Source organism: Marinicella sediminis (assembly GCF_002000055.1).
Taxonomy (GTDB): Bacteria; Pseudomonadota; Gammaproteobacteria; order Xanthomonadales; family Marinicellaceae; genus Marinicella; species Marinicella sediminis.
On the sequence record NZ_MVBD01000009.1, the window covers coordinates 193134 to 212857 of the forward strand.

Annotated in this window: 10 protein-coding genes; 4 read left to right on the forward strand and 6 right to left on the reverse strand. The window is 44.9% G+C overall.

The features are described 5' to 3' along the window. Positions 1-146 precede the first annotated feature (146 nt). The 5 genes from B0475_RS13245 to B0475_RS13265 form a co-directional block, all read right to left on the reverse strand. A complete protein-coding gene (locus B0475_RS13245; RefSeq protein WP_077412345.1) occupies positions 147-1895 on the reverse strand; it encodes a CRTAC1 family protein in 1749 nt (582 codons plus the stop codon). Then, entirely contained in the window at positions 1892-4609 is a 2718-nt protein-coding gene (locus tag B0475_RS13250) for a multiheme c-type cytochrome (RefSeq protein ID WP_077412346.1), read from the reverse strand. The genes B0475_RS13245 and B0475_RS13250 overlap by 4 nt, the downstream gene beginning before the upstream one ends. A gap of 14 nt (positions 4610-4623) precedes the next feature. Continuing rightward, positions 4624-7839: an FG-GAP repeat domain-containing protein gene (locus tag B0475_RS13255; protein ID WP_157892950.1), complete on the reverse strand. Its 3216-nt coding sequence runs from the start codon at positions 7837-7839 to the stop codon at positions 4624-4626. A gap of 228 nt (positions 7840-8067) precedes the next feature. Next, on the reverse strand, positions 8068-9735 hold the full coding sequence (locus B0475_RS13260; RefSeq protein WP_077412348.1) for a CRTAC1 family protein: 1668 nt from the start codon (positions 9733-9735) through the stop codon (positions 8068-8070). Continuing rightward, entirely contained in the window at positions 9732-11063 is a 1332-nt protein-coding gene (locus tag B0475_RS13265) for a tetratricopeptide repeat protein (protein ID WP_077412349.1), read from the reverse strand. Before B0475_RS13265 ends, B0475_RS13260 begins: the two co-directional genes overlap by 4 nt. Before the next feature lie 236 nt (positions 11064-11299). On the opposite strand from B0475_RS13265, the gene B0475_RS13270 reads away from it, so the two are divergent. The 3 genes from B0475_RS13270 to B0475_RS13280 all read left to right on the forward strand — a co-directional run bounded on the left by B0475_RS13270 (position 11300) and on the right by B0475_RS13280 (position 14295). Beyond that, positions 11300-11809, forward strand: a complete 510-nt coding sequence (locus B0475_RS13270; protein ID WP_157892951.1) for a hypothetical protein — start codon at positions 11300-11302, stop codon at positions 11807-11809. A gap of 280 nt (positions 11810-12089) precedes the next feature. Further along, positions 12090-12998: a hypothetical protein gene (locus tag B0475_RS13275; RefSeq protein ID WP_077412351.1), complete on the forward strand. Its 909-nt coding sequence runs from the start codon at positions 12090-12092 to the stop codon at positions 12996-12998. 88 nt (positions 12999-13086) lie between these two features. Further along, positions 13087-14295, forward strand: a complete 1209-nt coding sequence (locus B0475_RS13280) for a hypothetical protein (protein ID WP_157892952.1) — start codon at positions 13087-13089, stop codon at positions 14293-14295. 357 nt (positions 14296-14652) lie between these two features. Here B0475_RS13280 and B0475_RS13285 read toward each other — a convergent pair whose 3' ends face one another. Beyond that, on the reverse strand, positions 14653-15438 hold the full coding sequence (locus tag B0475_RS13285; protein ID WP_232781888.1) for a transposase: 786 nt from the start codon (positions 15436-15438) through the stop codon (positions 14653-14655). 1024 nt (positions 15439-16462) lie between these two features. Between B0475_RS13285 and B0475_RS13290 the strand changes: the two genes are divergently transcribed. Further along, positions 16463-19558 (forward strand): Ig-like domain-containing protein, encoded by a 3096-nt coding sequence (locus B0475_RS13290; protein WP_157892953.1) that lies wholly within the window; start codon positions 16463-16465, stop codon positions 19556-19558. Positions 19559-19724: the final 166 nt, after the last annotated feature.

Consider the following 19724-nt stretch of genomic DNA (forward strand, 5'->3'; position numbering starts at 1 on the left):
TTAGTGCCTCTGTGAGGATGAATCAACCGCTTCGAGACCGTCAAATCTGCGGGGCATCACAGGACACATGATCCACTGTGTCGTGTGTTGTGGTCTTCCAGGAATGTCCTTGGTTACCCTTCAACAACGCATGGGTTGATGACGGTTTACAGCTCCCAATTAACCACTTGGTTGACTGATGAGAAAGACCTGGTGTGGCTGCGGCCATTCAATTCAGTCACTGTGACTTTCACGGGTAAGGTGGTGTTTTGTCCCAAGCCAAGTGTGATCCATGGTTGAACCTGTGATTGGTAACTTCTGGTTTGTGAATACACGTGCTTTTGAGTGCCAAATGTGCCGCTCACTTCTATCGTGGCACCAATGATGGACCTATGATCAGCAGTGCTTAAACTCAGCGTGATCCATTGATGAGGGGTGTTTTGTTGATTGATGTACAGGCGGGTCGGGGCATTGACTTGAGTGACGATGATGTCCAAATCACCATCCGCATCTAAATCACCATAGGCAGCAGCCCGCCCCACCAAGGCATCAGCACTGAGGTCACCAGCATTCTGAACCAGTTGGTATGTCGGTTGGCATGACAGGCCACAATGCCAGAACAGCTGGTTCTGCTGTTGATAGCTCACACCACTTTCGACTTGCTGAATCAGGTTTTCAACGTGTCCGTTGGTTTGAAAAAAGTCCAGATGACCATCGAGGTCATAATCAAAGAAAAACGTGCCAAAGCCCACCACCGATCGGCTGGCAGCTCCAATACCGGAAATCATCGCTTCATCTGTGAAAAACAGCTGTGTGCGGGACACATAAAACGATGATGATTCTCCGCCAAAATTACCGATTGCAATGGCGGTGCGGTCATTGTTCAAATAATGCGCGACATCAATACCCATGGCACCAGTGGCTTTTCCCGCGGCATCAAAGCCAATGCCCGATTGGCCGCCTTGTTCTGAGAACCGGCCATTGCCCAGATTGATGAACACCTGGTTAGCAACGGTGTCATTGGCCACCACCACGTCCAGCATGTGATCCTGGTTAACATCCCAAAAGACCAGTCCCAGTGCCTTGCTGGAAGTGGCCAGCTGCTGATCTGATAAGCCACTGGTTGCAGAAATGTCATTGAAGTTGCCATCATGGTTTTCGAACAAACACAGTTGAGTGCCTGGAAAATTGTTCGGCGGACCGTAGGCTTTGCCGATGCCTTCAATTTGATAATTGACCTTGTTATCCAGATCTGGTGACCAACTGATGTAATTGAGAACAAGCAGGTCGTCGTCACCATCCTGATCATAATCAAAGAAACCGGCAGAACTGCTCCAGTCAGAGTTGCCACAATCCAAAGTTGCTGTGGTTTCCTGAAACATCCCGTTACCCTGATTGATGTACAACTGGTTGGCCCCCACTGCAGCAACAAACAGATCCATCAGGCCGTCGCGATTCACATCACCCAGCGCCACACCGGTACCATAAATTGAATGGTCCAAACCACTGGCCCTGGTGTGATCGCTGAACCGGGCATGGCCGTCATTGAGGTATAAACGTCCAAAGGTGGGACTGGCATCATCCCAGCTGCGGCCATTGCTGAAATACAAGTCCAGGTCACCATCATTCTCAACATCGAAAACCGCCACACCCGAACCCATGGACTCTGGCAGCCACTTGTCACCAACCGCACCATTTTCAGGAATGAAATCAATGCCCCTGGCATTGGCCTCTTCAACGAAGGAAATTGGGGGAGGTTCAGGTCTGCTCATCAGTACCGGGGACAACGGTTCTTCACGGTCGGGTTTGCTTTGTTCGATTGGTTGTTTTTTCACGTATACCAGGATGGCCACAAGGCCCACAATGATGAGCAGGCCCGCGATGGTGTTGCGGTAAAATGTGCGATATCTGCTCACATCAGGTCAATGCCGGTTAAAGTCTGATAGTGTTCAATGGTCAAGTGATACTCCTCATTAGGTTCGATGGCATAAATAACCACTCGATTGGCAGCTTTGTCTGCCGCCGGATTTTTCTTTCTGGCCTGGTGAATGGCCTGATCGTGGTTCTGGTCATCAGCTTTGTAATATTCATGCAGTTGTTGCATGTGTTCAGCTGTTTTGGTATCTCCGGTCATTTTGGCCAAACGAAACAATCCATAGTAGGCATCAGACAGTTCTGAATTGATGGCCAAAATTTGTTCATAGACTTCCCTGGCTTTGTTGATCCAGGGTTGGCTGTTTTGATCAATCAACGCCATTTGCACATAGCCCTCAGCCAATTCAGTCAAAAAACCATAATCTTGACTGAAATCAAATCCAGCCTCCATGGCTTCGGGGTAGTCACTGTTCACTGCCCGATGATAGGCATTGAGGGCTTGTTCGATGCGGCCGTTGAGAAAATCCAGTCGTCCCTGGTAATAATCCAATTGCCAGGGGTAGGGGAAAGAGCCATGATTCCTGGCTCGGTTTAATGCCTGTTGAGCCAATTCCAACTGACCTTCATTCAGGTGAACACGCAAAGTATTGATGAAGCCCTCGGCGCGACCAGCATCAGACACCTTGGCAAAGGCATTCAGTGCCAAGCGGTATTCAGTTGCCCGCAGCAGGGCAATGCCGTAGTCATTCCAACGCCGCCAATCAACCGCTTGTGCCCCGTCTGCGGTGTCCTGATCTGTGCTCAGCAGTATGCTGGCCTGATTGATCAAGACAACCGGTAAGTCGTTGTTGAGTGCTGCCTGATTCATGAATGCCCGGTAATATTCGGTATCAAACTTTCGATACAACAATTTGGCTTCAATCCGCAGATCACCTGAAAAATCTTCGGGCACTGAAAATTCATGATGCACCACCGAGGCCGCACCAGGAGGAATCTGATGGTTATACAAGGCAGTGAATATGTCTTCGGGGTTGCGTAAACTGATGCGGTTGCCTTGACGATCGATGACATAAGTGTTCACCATGTAAGCGTAAGGATCCAATTCACCCTGATCATTGATGCCGCCACTGTGAGCCACCAGCTGATCATCATGAAACATGGCCAGTTCAAGCCAGATTTGATTGGAATCTGCGGTGCCCTGGGTGAAGCTGTGACCCAGGGTTTGGGTTCTGAGTACTGTTTCCAGTTGGTGTGTTTGACCCGGCTCGATGTACAGCACTTGTCCATTGTTGATGCGCAAGGGGGCATTGGGCTCATTGCTTTTTACACCCAAAAGATCAACGCTGACCGACCCTTTGAGCAAGGCCGAGCTGTTTTCATCAAAAGGCTTGTCGTGTAAATAGCGAAGAGCGGTGTTGGCCACATCAAAAGCATGATTTTTGATCAGTCGTTGCTGTGTTATCGGCTCATACCGTGCCGAGATGTCGTTTGACTCAACAGGTTTCATGTGACATTGCTGACAGTTTTTAATGGCTTTTTGAGGATAATAGAAGCTGTCCACATTGTGGCCTGACACACCACTTTGCAAGAAGCTGTCGTAATGATTTTGTCCCCTTAACCAACGGTAATCATTCAGTGATTCCGGCAGGGACACTTTGTGACAGGTGGAACAAAACTCTGCGCTTTCATGCAATGGTTTAAGGTAAGTCCTTTTGTGCAGTTCAGGTTTGCTTTTGATGAGAAACTGATTGATGCTGTTGAGCCAGTCGGATTCTGCATTGGTGAAAGGGTATTCAGTGGCCATCGCCAGTTGATAAGCCCCATTGCCCTGATGGCTGTTGATCTGGCCAACCAGATGACAAGCGCTGCAGGTGATGCCTGCGGTGGCGTCTTTGCTGGCTTGTTCAGCAATGGGTAAACCGTCAAATTGACCGCTGAACAACAGCACAGGATCATGGCAGGACGCACACAGCCGGGCGGCATCTGCCTGTCCGTCACGGGCATGAAGTGCGGCCACAGTGTTGTTCACAGAGAAGGCGTAAGCAGGGTTATTGAAACTCGAAAAGTGATGGGCAGATCCCAGCCATTGGGCATGAGAGTCCTGGTGACAAGACACACAAAATTCATTGTTATTGAGTTTTTCAGCTGGCACCAGATCACCTGAGCGGGTGCTTGCCTGGGTGGGTGCCAGTTTTGGATGTTGGCCTTGAGGCATGTCGGTTTCCTGCTGCAGCGCTGCATGCATCACAACGGCCAGTATGGCCACTGCCGAAATCCATTTCACTGGCCGCAGATTGAAAGCACGTCCGGCCAGGCGATGCAACACAAACAACCAGAGACACACGATGGGCACCAACACATGCAGCCAATAAAGTGGTTGTCGGAAGCGGGCATTGATGACTTCAAAATCGGTGTTGAACTGGGTGAGTAACACACCTGTGATGAACACCACCAGGGCTGCCACAACCAACGTATAGCCCGCCCGTTTGGCGGTTTTGTTTTTCACATGTCTCGCCTTGACCGCATGAATCAAGGCATAAATGATGAAAGGTAGGATCAGGCACAAGCCCAAAAACAAATGCACCACAAACATCCACAGATAAAAGTCTTCCTGAATGTTTTGTCCGGCGAACCACTCATAAAAAGTGACCCCACTCAAATACAGCGAATTAAACAACAACAACGTCGTCAACACCAAAACCACCACCAACAAGGGGTACAGTTTGTGGCCGACGACTTGACTGGGTCTGTTCACGCTGATGAATCTGCTTAATTGCCAGACATGAACCGGGTGTTGTATTGCTGATTCAAAGCTTTGGCTTGTTCAGAAATTTCCCCGGTGTGTGGTAAAGGCAGCAGGTATTTATCATGCTCGGTCAGCATGTCCATGTCTTTGGCCCAGCCGTAAAATTCCATGACATAAAACCGTTGTTTTCCTTTTGGAACAACTTGTGTGGTTTGTTCAAACTGGAACGTCACGGCCTCACCGCCGGAAACAATGGCAATGGCATTGTCTTTGTCAGTCACCAAAGGCTCCACAGGCCCCAGTTGGGTGTACGCACCGGTCATGTGCCTGGTGTCGGCAAATGGCTGAAGTCGGGAGAAGTCATAAATCGGGTATCGATGCGGACCGTTTCCCCGGTGCGGGAATCCCAGCACTGATTGATTGGCGAAGACCAACGGCAAAGCACGTTCGGTCACCTCCGGGTAAATCCTTTGGGCCACACTGAGCTGATCAATGTAAACCTCCTGGGTGCTTCGAATCCGCAGTTTGGTGGCAGTTTTACCCGCTGGAATGGTGAACTCGATGGCCGACATTTTGGGCATGCCGGCAGGAAAACCCCAGTTGTCGAGCAGGTTGATCCACTCGCCATCAATTTCAGCATCCAGACTTGGGTACTGCAGTTTTTGACCGGCTTGCCAGGCGCTGAAACTGGTTTGTGAATAGCCATACTCAACCCAACCATGCATCATCAAAATCCAATCACCCGACAGTTCCTGATCAAACAGCATGGTGTGAACCTGAGGTTCTTTGAGGTGACCCAGGAAGCGCAGATCCAATTCACCCACAGGCAATGGGTCGGCATCAACCGTGCGGTTGGCTGCTGTCTGATCGCTGCCATCCTGGCTGATGACTTGCAGCGGCATGATTTGTTCCTGATAAAACATCAGCTCACCGGAAGGTTGCTCCGATTGAATGGAAAGTCGCTCATCAAGCACCGCATGGACATGTTCATCTACCTCATATACCTTCATGGCCAAGGCATCCAGGAACATGGTTTCTTCCATGGGTTCAGTCACCAGGAAGCTCAGGTCACTGCGTTCAACCTTGTCCTGGTCCAACAGTAAAAACTCCCAGTCACGCGGTGGGCCATATTGGTCTTTGGCCACCAAAAAACCCATGGCACCAACACCCATCACATCGGTGAGGAATTGAAACTCACCATCAATGTTCATGAACAGCACCGGGCAAGACGACAGTTGTCTTTGGGTTTCGGTGATGACAAGGGATTGTCCTGAGGCCAAACCCAATTCGGTTTGATAAACCCCATCAGACCAGATCAGTTCAAGGAAATCAATCTGGCCAGATTCACCTCGTGGTACAAATGAAACCACATTGGCCGCATCGAAATGCTGGTTGGCTTGTCTGGATTGACTCAGGTAGAGGCTTTTTTGCACACCGTGGGTTCGGTGGACAATCAGTTCGGTGCCCAAGCCCAGTGCGTTTGATCGCATGGAGTCTGCGGCCAGTTCTCTGCCAGACAATTGCAGCCTGATGAAACCATGTCGGTTGCTGCTTGCCGGCCAGATGTTGATGCCAGTGGCGTCTTGGGTGATGAATTCAGGTCCTTGTACTCCCGAAACAAGCCAGTGATTTTGTGGTGCCACGTCATGAGTCAGGGCTTGCAGAACTGTCTGGTCGTTGGCGTTGATGATTTGGGTTTGCTCAGCTGTGTGGATCAGGTAATCATCTGTACCATCTCCGTTGACGTCCCTGAGGTCAAACGCAGCAACATCAACATCAAAGCTGAGTTCCTGCCATTTCAGTTTGTCGGCGAAGGCGTCATAGTGACCGACCTGAATGCTGTTGCCTGTGTTGATGTGAAACAAGGGTTCACCCGCCTGCCCGTAATTGACCGCCAGCTGAGTTGCCGGGGCGGGTAGTGGGTGTTCTCTGAGTTGGTAGTACCACATGCGGTCATTAAGCACAATCGACATGGATTGTTCAGCCAGCAGCACAACATCCAAATCACGATCACCATCCAGATCAAGTAAGGCGCTGGCGATGAACCCCCCGTTGTTGGCTGGCTTGATGAGGTCATGGCTGATGTCTTTGAAGGTCATGTCATTGTTGTTATTCAACAAATGCACCATGCCATTTTGGTCCAGGGTCAACACATCCAAGTCACCGTCATGATCCAAATCGGCCACCTGAACCCGCTTGGACTCTGGCAGTTCACCCTCCGCCAATGCAGCTTCAAGTAATGCCCAGTTGTCATCCTCATTGGCCACGTAAATCCGATCAGGTGAACCTGGTCGGGTGACGTAGCCATCGAGCATACCATCCTGATTGATGTCGGTGATTGAAATCAAGTCATCTGGGGTTATCCCCGGAGCCGGACGTTGTCCACTTAATTCAGGTCCGTTGGCCCCCAGAGTGTACACCTGAATTTCATTTTCAGCGCTGACCCATAATTCCAGGCGTTGTTGATTGACCACAGTGAACGGCGAATGAACGGGTGTGTTGGGCCATGATTGTTTGGCCGCAAATGGATCAGACAAGGCCGCCAGCGGGGCATTGGGTTGTTCTGTTGTTGTCATGGGTTTGACCTGAACCGATGCTTTGGGGCCCATTTTGGTGTATTTGATCTCCGCCAGTCTGGACTGGGGATTCATTTCCATGCGTTGATAGTCCTGCAGGTGGCCTTTGGCTTCATCAGCCAGGTTCAGGCGTTGTGCGGTCATGAATGCACCATAATAGGCAGACCTCAAATAGGGGTCCAGTTCGGTGGTTTTGGTGAATCGTTGGTAAGCCACCTCCAGGTTGCCCTGCTGTAATTGGCATTGACCCAGGAAATAACTGGCATAGGCATCGTTTGGGTCGGCATCCACCACTGTTTGAAAATGTTGGCTGGCAGTCGCACAGTCACCTTGATTGAAATGCAACAATCCCTTCAGGTAATGAGCCACCACATTGCCCTGATCATTGGCCAATAAACCAGTCAGCTCTTCCATGGCCAAAGCTTCATCACCGCTTTGCTGACGATTAATGACTGCAATGACCCAATTCTGATGAAAGATTTTTTCTGCCGGGTATTGTTGATGCAAATCATTGAATGTCTCAAAAGCCTGGTCATAATCGAACGATCCCATTTGACCCACGCCCTGGTTGTTCTTTGACCAGGCAACATCTGGAATCTGTGGCTCAGGCTGTTGGCAACTGGCCAACATCAATACGAACGCAATTATTACAATTTTTCTCACTGGAATGGTCCCCTCTTGATGGATTTGCTGGTGTTCTGTGATTCACAGTCGTGCTTATCTGCTTTTTGACACGACCTGAATATCAATCATGGTGGTGTGGTGTTATTTTTTTCAACGGTCAAAGATGACTCTAATGGCCATGACCGAAGGCGATTTGATTGATTATAAAACAGAAAATTGAATTGTAAAATGATACTTCCGGTAATCCATGCCACAACAGACAGGGATTCAATGTTGGCGTGGATAATGGATCTCATGGTATCGATTGAGTGACTCCATGAAATGGTTTGATTGTTTGCCATCTGGCCAAATCACCGACAGTTTGACTGAATCGCCGGATTGCTGCAAACCAAAAATTAACCTGAAGTCAGATTGACTGAGAAAACTGCCACCGCTGACCACCTCTTTTTGCAGGCGCAGATCATTGGTTGTGATGATGACTTTGGCACCGATCGCATAGTGGTTACTGGCTGGCCCAACCAAAGAAACGCCCAACCAATTGTTGTTGGTTTTATGCTTGTTTGTATAGATTTGAGCCCGGTCGTTGACGTTGTTTATACTCAAGTCTGCCAGTCCATCGTTATTGAAATCACCCATGGCCAACCCGCGGCTTGATCTGTGGGGGCCTGAACCAAATGCCCTGCTGACAGGAAGGATGTTGAACCGTTGACCTGCCTGATTGAGCATGATCTGATTGGGCTGTGCATAAGAAATTTCCGGGTTCAAAGCGTTGGTGAATTGATCATCCAGGTTGCCATTGACAATGATCAGGTCCTCAAAGCCGTCATTGTTCACATCGCTGAACAGGGTGCCCCATCCAACCAGTGAATAAGACGGCTTGAACAAGCCATACTGATTGGTTGCATCACTGAAAAAGCCGTTCTTTTGATTGATGTACAGGGTGTTGGATTCCATGGAGAAATGGGTGACCAAAAAGTCAGGGTAGCCATCGTTGTTGACATCTCCGAGGGCGATTCCCATGCCGGCTTCCGGCCGACCGCTGCGGTTCAATGCGGTTCCGGACATCAGGCCCTGGTCAGTGAATGTACCTTGCCCGTTGTTGACATAGAGTCGGTTTTGACTGCCATCATTGGCAACGTAAATGTCCAGATCCTGATCGTGATCATAATCAGTCATGACCACGCCATACCCACGGTCCTGGCGGGTGTTAAGGATACCCCGTTGTAATGACTCTTCGGTGAATGATCCCAGGCCATTATTGATGAACAGGGCATCTTGCTGGCCTTGGTAGGCGAGGGGATTACAATAGCCTGAGGTGGCTGTGGTAACGCAATCACTGTTGCCATTCATGGTGTACTCAACATAGCGGGTGACATACAAATCCAGGTCGCCATCGTTGTCCACATCACCAAAGGCACAACTGGTCGACCATTGGTTTTTGGCGGGGTCGGTGTCAATGATGACGGCTTTGAAAATTGATGTGCGTTTGCTTCCAGATTGACTGAGGTAAAGATAATCCTGTCCATAATGGGTGATGTACAGATCAACTAGCCGATCGTCGTTGACATCAGCCGCACACACGCCCATGGCTTTGCTGGTGTTCAGGATGCCCGATTGCAGTGTGGTTGGTTTGAAACGCTGGTTGTGTTGCTCATACAACACGTGGGATGTGGCCTGTCCTGAATCCGGGCGATTATTGGAGCCGTTTAAAAACAACAAATCCAGGTCGCCATCGGCATCAAAATCCAACCAGGCAGTTCCACTTCCCGAAGTTTCAGTGAACTGGTATTGGCCGTCTCTGTCATCCCGATGTTGAAAATTAATTGCAAGTTCATCCGTGACATCGTGAAAAAATTCAGCCTGCAAATCTGTTACGCTGAGCGACAGCAGCAAGCCAAATATGATGGATGATAAAGCACTGAATTTATACATCATAATGACAACAATCCATTGGCTTTTTTGAATTGCACAATCATTGGCACCTCTGGATTGAGGGCTTGGTCCAGGATGTCCCGGGCCTCTGCCATATGCCCCTCAGACAATAAAACACGGGCCAGCATCAAGCGCCATTCATCGTTCCAGGGAGCATGACTGATGGCTGTGAGCAGGTGTTCTTTGGCAGCTTCTAACTGATCCAGTAGAATCAACAGCTCAGCGATCTGTTGGTGTGTGGCTGCATACCAGGGGAATTGTTTTATGTTTTGTTGACAGAACTTAATCGCCGGGGCGGGCTCAAGCAGTTGGCTTTTAATCAAACAAACCAGGTGGCCACTGCGTTCATCAAAGCCCATGGATGACCGGAGCTGAAGCACTTCATCTGCCAGTTTGAACTGGGCGTGTTGTACCAGGACATTCAATAATTCATGACCGATGTCGTCATCCAGGGATTTGACATCCATCTTCAGCAGTTTTTCAGAGGCGGTGGTGTATTGATGGGTAGTCAGTAATAATCTGATGTGTAACAAATTAAACGCATCATTGTTTGAAAACGACGGATTCAGCGCCAACAACTCCCGGACGATGTTCAATTGATCTCTGACTGATACCTGTAGTGATCTGAGGCTTGATAGTCGACTGTGAATTTCCATCAATGAAGCGGCGTTCTCCTGGTTGCCAAGCCTCAGTTGCAGCTGATAACCCATGTGGTATGTGATGACATTTAATGATCCCAGTTTGCTGGCTGTCTCAATGTGTCGCATGCTGCCAGCCAAATCATTCACGTCAAAGAGGTGTTGTGCCTTGAGTTCATGGTACCGCATGTGTTGTTCTTCTTCAGGTACTTCACTTAATAGTTGAGGGACTTTTTCCGGATCAATGTTCAGATAGATGGGAACCTTATGGAGTGGGGCGATTGTTTCATCGGACAGGCGCTGTTCCAGGGTCTGCCAATCACCTGTGTGATTCAGGACGCGAATGATTAATCGTTTGGTGCGTTGATCGCTGGGTGCCAGCTGTTCAGCTGCATACAAATATTGCAAAGCCTTTTCTGCGTTGGCATCATCACCTGCCAACCAGGCCTCAGCAATCAGCAGCTGAGCCTCAAAGCGCTGGCTGTCTTTGATGTTGTCAATTCGAAGATTGTTTTTGATCCAGCCAAACTCTTTGGCCACCATGGCATTTTGCAGTTGAACAAACGCCAAATCTGACCCGTCATCCTGACCATGATGGTTTTGACAGCCGCTCAACAACACCAGCAACAGCATCCCAATGACATGTGTGGTCGAAATGTGACCATGAGTTGTTTGGTGTTCAGTTGCTATCATTGAGGCCGTTGGTTTCGCATCTGGTATTGGTTATGTGCATCATAACTGAGTTTCTGAGTCAGCCATGATTTTTTTACACCAACCATATGTCAGGGTATGCCAGTCAACCTCGATTGACAATGGTCAGGACATTTGTGGTTGCTCCATTTTCTTCCATGTTGCACAATCGTTGGTCAGGGTGTCCAAGTCGATTGACTTGGAAGATATGTAAAATTTTAAAAAAATATGGAAAGTCAATGAAAATACTCATAAATATATCACTTATTATTTTGTCACTCATGTACTCTTCGCTGACAATTTCTCAAGAACAACCCAACCCCATTGAGGCCTTGGAATTTTTGACTGGCCATTGGGAAGGGCCAGGTGTGAGTTACCTGGAAGATGGCAAGACTCAGGATTTTCACGACATCGAGAACGTCAGATTTGACCTGGATGCCAATTTACTGTTGATCAATGCCAAAGGACTGATCGATGGTGAGTTGCTGTACCAACTTCACACGGTCATTTACTATGATCACGAGGCCGGCCATTATTTTTACACACCATTCCGAGGCAAAAAGAAGCCAGTACCCTCCAAATGTCAACTGAAGAAACAGCAATTCAAATGTGTGAACATCAACAATGACGCCAGACTCACCTTTCAGCGTTTACCTGATGGCGGTTGGAATGAATATGGCGAAAAGCTGATAGATGGTCAATGGCAAAAATACTTTGAAACCAAGCTGTACCCGAAAGACATGAATTAATTCTGGTCTGTACCACCTGACCAATGCATTAAGCTTGGCGATTAAAGCCGGCAGCCGTTTTTCTTGTGACCAGGCTGTGAAATCAGTCAGATCAGAAACGAGTCAGTGTTTGGTGTCTTCCTGATGTCTGAAGCGGATCAATTCCTGCTGGCATTTTTTCAGCTGGTCCATCAGGGAACGGTGGAGCTTTGAATCAGGTTTTTGTTCGTGTGATATGCGGACAATCTCATCTTTCAACTGTTGTATCTTGTCCAACAATTCAATGTCCGGACGTTTGAGAATGAGTAACAGTAAAAGGTGGGAAATAATTTATATATTACCTAACATTAGAATATCTGAGCCATTCGAAAATAAGTTTGTAGCTATAGTAAATCGAGATGATGAAAGGATTAATGAAATAACTAGTATGAATCAAAATCTTGGTGAATTTCTTGATAAGTTTCATGACCAGTTTTCTAATCAAATAAAACCATCGATTCTAATAAAAAGTCGACAATTTAAATACAATTCAACAGAATCGTTAGTCTCGTTTAGAAATATTTTAGCAATAAGTGTAATTACGAAAGGGCTTGAACATAGGTTTCAAAGACCTTTTCAAGCATACCCTTTGCATTCTGAACATTTTGATTTTTATCCACTCACTACATCTATAAACAATGAAATTTTGTATGACACACCTCATATAAACGGCCTGCTTGATATTGAAAACTTCAATGCTCAGTCAAAACCTTTTCTGTCTGGTTTAGGTAATTTTATTCTCCTTAAAACATGTTATTTACTTAATTTTTTGAATGAAATATGGTTATCTAAGTATACAAAGTCTGCAAAAACAAATTTGGATATTAATAAGTTATTTAGATCTCTTGAAATGGCTTATCAAGCTAGTTCAATACCAGACAAAAATAATAATTCAATATATGATCACGGAGTTTCTACAAGTTTATGGATAAGCGCGTTTGAAATATTAGCTCATCCAGGGCAGGGACCAGTTGATAAATGGAAAGTTATTAAACTAATTGGGGAATATTATTGGCATGTAAAAAGCACAATAACCAGGAATTCGTTCAAAATTGCGAGAAGTAGAAAAATTAGTTTAGTTCAAAAACTCTATTATGAGTTAAACGAAACGAGAAATGACTTTCTTCATGGAAATAAGATAACTCATAACAGTTTTAGGCCTTACCATTAGGCGTTTTGTGAATTAAGTAAAATGGCACATGAAATATATATTTGTATCACGTAATATTACATGTCTAGCAAACTATGGAGAGAAGCCTATGAAACTTTGGATGTTCGTTTTTGTTTTATTGAGCGTACCTGTGGCAGCGATGGAGTCGTGTAATTTGTCTGATGACTCAAATGGTTCAGTAGCCTCCAAGGCGGTAGAAGATGATTTTGATTGGTCGTTTTTTTCAATGTTAGACGAATTGGAAGTTGATTGGTCTGAATTATCGAAAGATCAACCAGTTGATGAAGAAGGTCTATGGGTAATAGGCTTGTTTAAGGCATTGATGACACATGACGATTTGAATGTTGCTATTAAGGGTTTAAACGCTTTGAACTTTTATTATGAAGAGCAAATTGATCCAAGGGACAATAAACCAGTTTGGAATCAAATTCAAGCCAAAGAATTAATTGAAAAAGCATTTCATGATGATGGGTTATCTGTAGCTTCTTTATTGTTGTTGCGTTCACTTTGTGAACAAGACTCGGAAGTAATGAAATGCAATACAGAAGAATTGGATGAGAAACTGTATGATAAAGATGTAGAAAACATCAATTCACATTTATTTGCCTTGCAGGATGCAGCAGATGAAGATGATTTTAACCTGGTTATTGATATTGTTAGAACCATGAGCGAATCAAATCACAGTCGAAGTTATTTTCCAGTATCATCATCATTTTCTATAGCTGTAGAAGAATACATGAATGATCACCAACGACCTGAAATTATTCAAGATGTGTTTTTTCATCGGGCTATCTATACAATTGAGAATCCGGTTGATGATCTAACACTGCATGCTGGCTTGTTAGCTAAGGTTAGCATGAGTGAATGGTTCAATATTGGCCCCATTAATCCTTTGATTAAAACCTGTAATAATGAAAAATTGTACGAATATTGTACAAAAATTGCCAACACATTAATCGAAAACAGTAACACCAATTTGGTGGCCATAATTGGGTATGACCTTGCAATGCAAGTCGCAGAACTGAATGGGAATATACAATTAGCCAAAGATATAGGTGTGAAAAGAGAGTCATTTCAGACGTATCAGGAATGTTTGCTTAAAAACATGAGTTTTACTGAAGCTTGGGAATTGAGCCTAAACCCTCGGTATTTAAATCGATTTTCGCTGTCTAAGCATGAAGGTGAAGGGTTGGAGTTGGCTGCTTTGTTCTTGTATGAAGAGTTGACTGAAGCAGGTATACAGGCGCACAACCCAAAATCTTGTGGATTACGTCATATAAATGTGAGGACAGATTGAAAGTCGTTTGATGGCGTGAAAACTTTAGTGTTAGTTTGATAGATAGGTTTTGAATAAAATTTTCCCATTACTTTCGAAAATTGTAAAACAACGGGACAGGCACTTTCCAGAGAGACCAGCTTGAGTGATTATGCTGGTTTTTTTGTGGAATAAAACAACGGGACAGGCACTTTCCAGAGAGACCAGCTTGAGTGATTATGCTGGTTTTTTTGTGGAAGATCAGAAAATTGACGTGGTTTAGAGGTCTTGTTCAGGCTTGAAACATCAAACGCTATGAATGGCACCCAAATGGCCTGATTGGAAATGAGTGGGACGGTGGCAAACAGAATTTGCAGAGTTGTTATGAAGGATGGTTGGCTATTCCAGAGCCGGTTTTAATCGGTGACCCACAGCGAATTTCTTACCGACTTTCTGACAGAAATTTTTGAGCTGATCCACTGTGCCGACTGCTGAAAATCCGATTGATTTAAAGCCCTTAAGCTCATCGAGCCAGGTATCTGGATCGAGGCCCAATCGATCAAGGATAGGAGGCAGGTTTTCTGGAATGTATCCGCGTTTGGTTTCCAGTATTGCTCTGCCAGAATAATCGACCAGATCCAGGTATCCTGAGAGTGAAAATGGCAGGTCATTTTCATTATGACTAAAGCCGATCAGCCTGGTGTTTTTGTCTTTGATTCTTTCCTGGATGGATGTGTAATCTGATTCTTCAGGGGTCCTTGCCATGGCTGCCCTGATTGGGTTCAAATCTACGTAAGTCATGCATGTCAGCAAGGACCTTTCGTCCAATAATGCTTGGCTTTTGAACCGAGATTCCCAAAAGTGACCGGTACATCCGTCCTCTATATTGGCTCTGCGAGCGATGTATTCATTGAGTGCTTTCATAAACCATGAAATGGATCGTAGTCGCTTGCGATAAACATCCGCTTTTTGAATCACGAAATCCAATTGTGGTTTGCTCAAGTGCTCACCCCTCAGGTAGGGTTCACAGGGTCCTGGTAAATCAAACAAACCAGCCCAGGCCATGAGTACACGTTTATCCGTCCAGTCTTTGTTGTTATTGATCTTCAAAACGATATGAAAGTGATTCGACATCACTGCATAGGCACAGATGTCTATGCTGAACACATGAGCGAGAAATTTCATCCTTTGAACCACCCATTTTCTTCGATGTTCAAATGATCTCCCAGATGAATGATCGTCGCCACACAAGAAGGCTCTGCGGACGCATCTGGAGACGATGTGGTAATAAGGTGTTTCTGAGACACAAATCTGATGTTTCCTTGCCAGTCCCATGGTTTTCTCCGTATTAAAACCATGATTTTGAAATACTGAGGCAAATTAAGCTGTGGCCATTGTCTGAAGTGACTGTATGATATTTCTTAGGGAGTGCCTGTCCGCGTTATTTATTCGACATCACTGCATAGGCACAGATGTCTATGCTGAACACATGAGCGAGAAATTTCATCCTTTGAACCACCCATTTTCTTCGATGTTCAAATGATCTCGCAGATGAATGATCGTCGCCACACAAGAAGGCTCTGCGGACGCATCTGGAGACGATGTGGTAATAAGGTGTTTCTGAGACACAAATCTGATGTTTCCTTGCCAGTCCCATGGTTTTCTCCGTATTAAAACCATGATTTTGAAATACTGAGGCAAATTAAGCTGTGGCCATTGTCTGAAGTGACTGTATGATATTTCTTAGGGAGTGCCTGTCCGCGTTATTTTGACAGTACTTGTCTACTGACATTTTTTGAGTTGGAATGCAAGCAAGCAAAGGGTTTCTGGATTAAGAATTTACCCGTTCAGAGGGTTGGTAACGGTGAGTGTTTTTTTGGTAAAGATACAGGGTTCGGGATGACGGGTGATGAAGCAGAAGGGGAGGTGTGTCTTTGATTATATTGAACGCTTTTACAATTTGAGGAAAAGACGTAAACTGGATGAAAAATCAGATCAACAAACTAACTTTTCTAAATCGTCGGTGAAAACGGGGTAAAACCCTTTTTAAAAAGAAAGTTTCTAAATCTTCAGACAGGAGAATACACAGGTGTGTTTTGATGATTTTGATTGTATTTTTTTAAGATTATTATAACATTTAGAATAGTCACTTCATACTTCGTTGATGAAGTTGTCAATAATCGAATGTTAATTTTAGCGGAGTTTGTGTGTGAGATTTATTATTATTTGTTTTGTAGTTCAATTTTTAGGCCAAGACATTGTAAGTGCTTCAATAGCTAATCAAAGCCAAATAGGCTTAACCCAATCAAGTCATCATGATCAAACAAAATACGAGGCTGTTAATAATGGTCTGAAAGGTTGGGCAGCTACTAACGACAAACAAGGCTGGAATATCAAATATGGGGTCGATGGTCAGACAGTACTTTCCTCTACTGATGAACAACAGCAATTTCACATTGGCATGCAATTAGAGGCTTTGGGTTACAGTGAATTGAATCATGTCCCCAATAAACCATATGCCATCAGTTTCAATGATAAAAAATTGAATTACCATTGGAACAACAATCTGACCGAATATTGGACCAATACACCCAGCAGTACTGAGCAATGGTTTGAACTCAAACAACGGCCTGATTTAAATGTGACCAGTGAGCCATTACAGTTGAGCATAAAAGTGGACACGAATTTGGCTTTGGTTCAACAAGGTAACCAACTGATATTTACAGATGGCTCGGATATCCGTATCCATTATAAAAAACTCAAAGTATGGGATACTACAGGACAAATATTACCAGCTGAAATGGAATTGGTCGGTCAAAATGTTAAGCTGAAAGTTGATGATCAAAAAGCAATTTACCCACTGACCATAGACCCTCAGTTCGTACAATCTCATTTAATCAAAGCCAGTAATTCAGATTCTGGAGATAATTTTGGTAATGCCGTAGCGATATCTGGAGATACTCTGGTTGTTGGAGCAATGAATGAAGATGGTGATGGCTCTGGCACTTTAGACAACTCTGCTCCTGATGCGGGTGCCGTTTATGTTTTTGTTAAAAATGGCAATGATTGGCTTCAACAAGCTTACTTGAAGTCATCAAACCCAATTCAAAACGAACAGTTTGGTCATTCTGTAGCCATCGAGGGCGACACTTTGGCAGTTGGCACTGGATTTAGTGAAGAAACGGCGTATGTGTTTACGCGTTCTAACGGTGTATGGTCAGAATCAGCGATACTGACAGCTTCCAATTCAGAAAACTTTGATCTTTTTGGGTGGTCAGTGGCGATTTCTGGTTCAACAATTGCAGTATCAGCCATACAAGAGGACAGTGCTTCAACTGGTGTGAATGGTAATCAATCTGATGTGAATAACACAGCTGTTGCTTCAGGAGCTGTGTATGTCTTTGTCGAAGACAATGGTACTTGGAACCAGCAGGCATACATCAAGGCCTCCAACACAGGTGAAGGTGATGCTTTTGGATTTACTGTGATACTAGATGGAGACACCTTAATAGTCAGTGCGCCTTATGAAGCCAGTGGAGCAACCGGCATTAACAGCGACCAAAGCGATAACAGTGTCCCAGACTCTGGTGCGGCTTATGTATTTACCCGAACAGGGACCACATGGTCACAACAAGCTTATATAAAACCTTCTCAAACGCCCAAAGAATTTGGTCTTGCAATGGATATGTCGAATGATACTTTGGTGATTGGTTCAAGGTATTTTAATTCAGGGGTTGGTGGGTTCAATGCTGCTGTTTTTGTCCGTAACGTTAATGTCTGGTCAGAGCAAGCCATTATTGAAAATCCACAAATTCAATTTACCACTTCGGTGGTCATAGAGGGTAACTCGTTATTACTAGGCGATGCCAACAATAACAGCGGGTCAGTGGGCATAGGCGGTAACCCAGATGACACCTCAGCACCATCATCTGGTGCAGTCTTTGCTTATCAATTTGAAAATAATTCATGGCAATCCAATGCGTTTATCAAAGCATCAAACACAGGCGAGGATGATAATTTCGGAACAGCAATGGCAAGAGATGGATCAACCTTAATCGTAGGCGCACCTCAGGAAGATTTGTCTGGCGCTGTTTATGCATTTGAATTAAGTCCTTTGATTGGCGGCGAGGTGCAAGGTTTAGCTCCAGGTAATACCCTGACTCTGGTAAATAATGACAGTGAAGTTTTGTTCCTTGATCAAGACGGTCTGTTTAACTTTGTGACTCCAGTTTTAAGTGGCGAAGGCTATTCCGTTTCAGGACTCTTAAATTTGCCCAATCAAACTTGTTTGTTAAGCAATGAAAGTGGCATAGTTGGGATTAATGATGTGACTGATGTGGTTGTTGACTGTAACACTGAGCCAGATACTGAAATTGATGTGTACCAAGGTTTAGAAGATACCAATTATATGACCACAGATCCGGATGGAACAGTAACCGGTGACATCAGTGATGATGGTACTTTAGCCAATGACTTCGATCTGGATAATGATAGCTTAGAAGTGCTGAACCCAGGAACTTACACCATGAACGGCATTGGTGGATCATTGACCCTAAATACCAATGGAACCTTCACCTATGTGCCAGCCCCTGATGCTTTTGGTACGGCTTTTTACGAGTTTGAGGTGACTGATGGCGTGCAATCAGTAGAAGCCTTTTTAGTAATCGGCATCACATCTGTGAATGATGCACCCACTTTCAATGTCATGAGTGACGTGGTTGTTAATTTGTTTAACGTAAATGATAATCCATTGATCATTAATGGTTTTACAGAAAACATCGTGCTGGGCCCAGCTAATGAGTCCAGCCAATCTATCAAAGATTATATAGTGACAGTTCAATCTGACAGCAATGCCATCATTGCAGGTATTGATATCGATAACAACAGCGTGTTGTCTGTACACTTTACCGGAAATTATGGTTCAGCCTTAATTGATGTAGTCTTACAAGATGATGAAGGCACAGAAAATGGTGGTGCAGATGTGTCTATGGTGCAATCATTCCACATCACCCACACTGATATAATTTTCAACAATGGTTTTGAAGATTCGATCAATTTCAAGGTATTTGATGTATTGGCTTCTGTACAGTCAGTTCATTTTGGGTTGGATGCGCCTATATATGAAGAAATAACTGACAGTGTTGAATTTTATGGTGAGTTCTTTAGGTTAAATGGAAACTATCATGGTGTAATCCAAGCCAATGCACTTGAGCAATGGATCAAAGAGGTTCTGATAGCGAAAGCACCAATGGAGGATTTCGATTCAGACGGAACGATTAATTTGTTGGATCAGAAGTCATTTTGAGTCATTTAAAAAACTAAAAGATGTAAAAGTGAAAGTAAATCAATTAGTGACCTTTCCCCTAAAAACAGTACCACTATAAATTAGAAAAATCTGGCAAAATTAACCAAAGAAAAGAGGTTTTGTCATGAAGAAATCGAAGTTTACAGAAGAACAAATTGCATTCGCC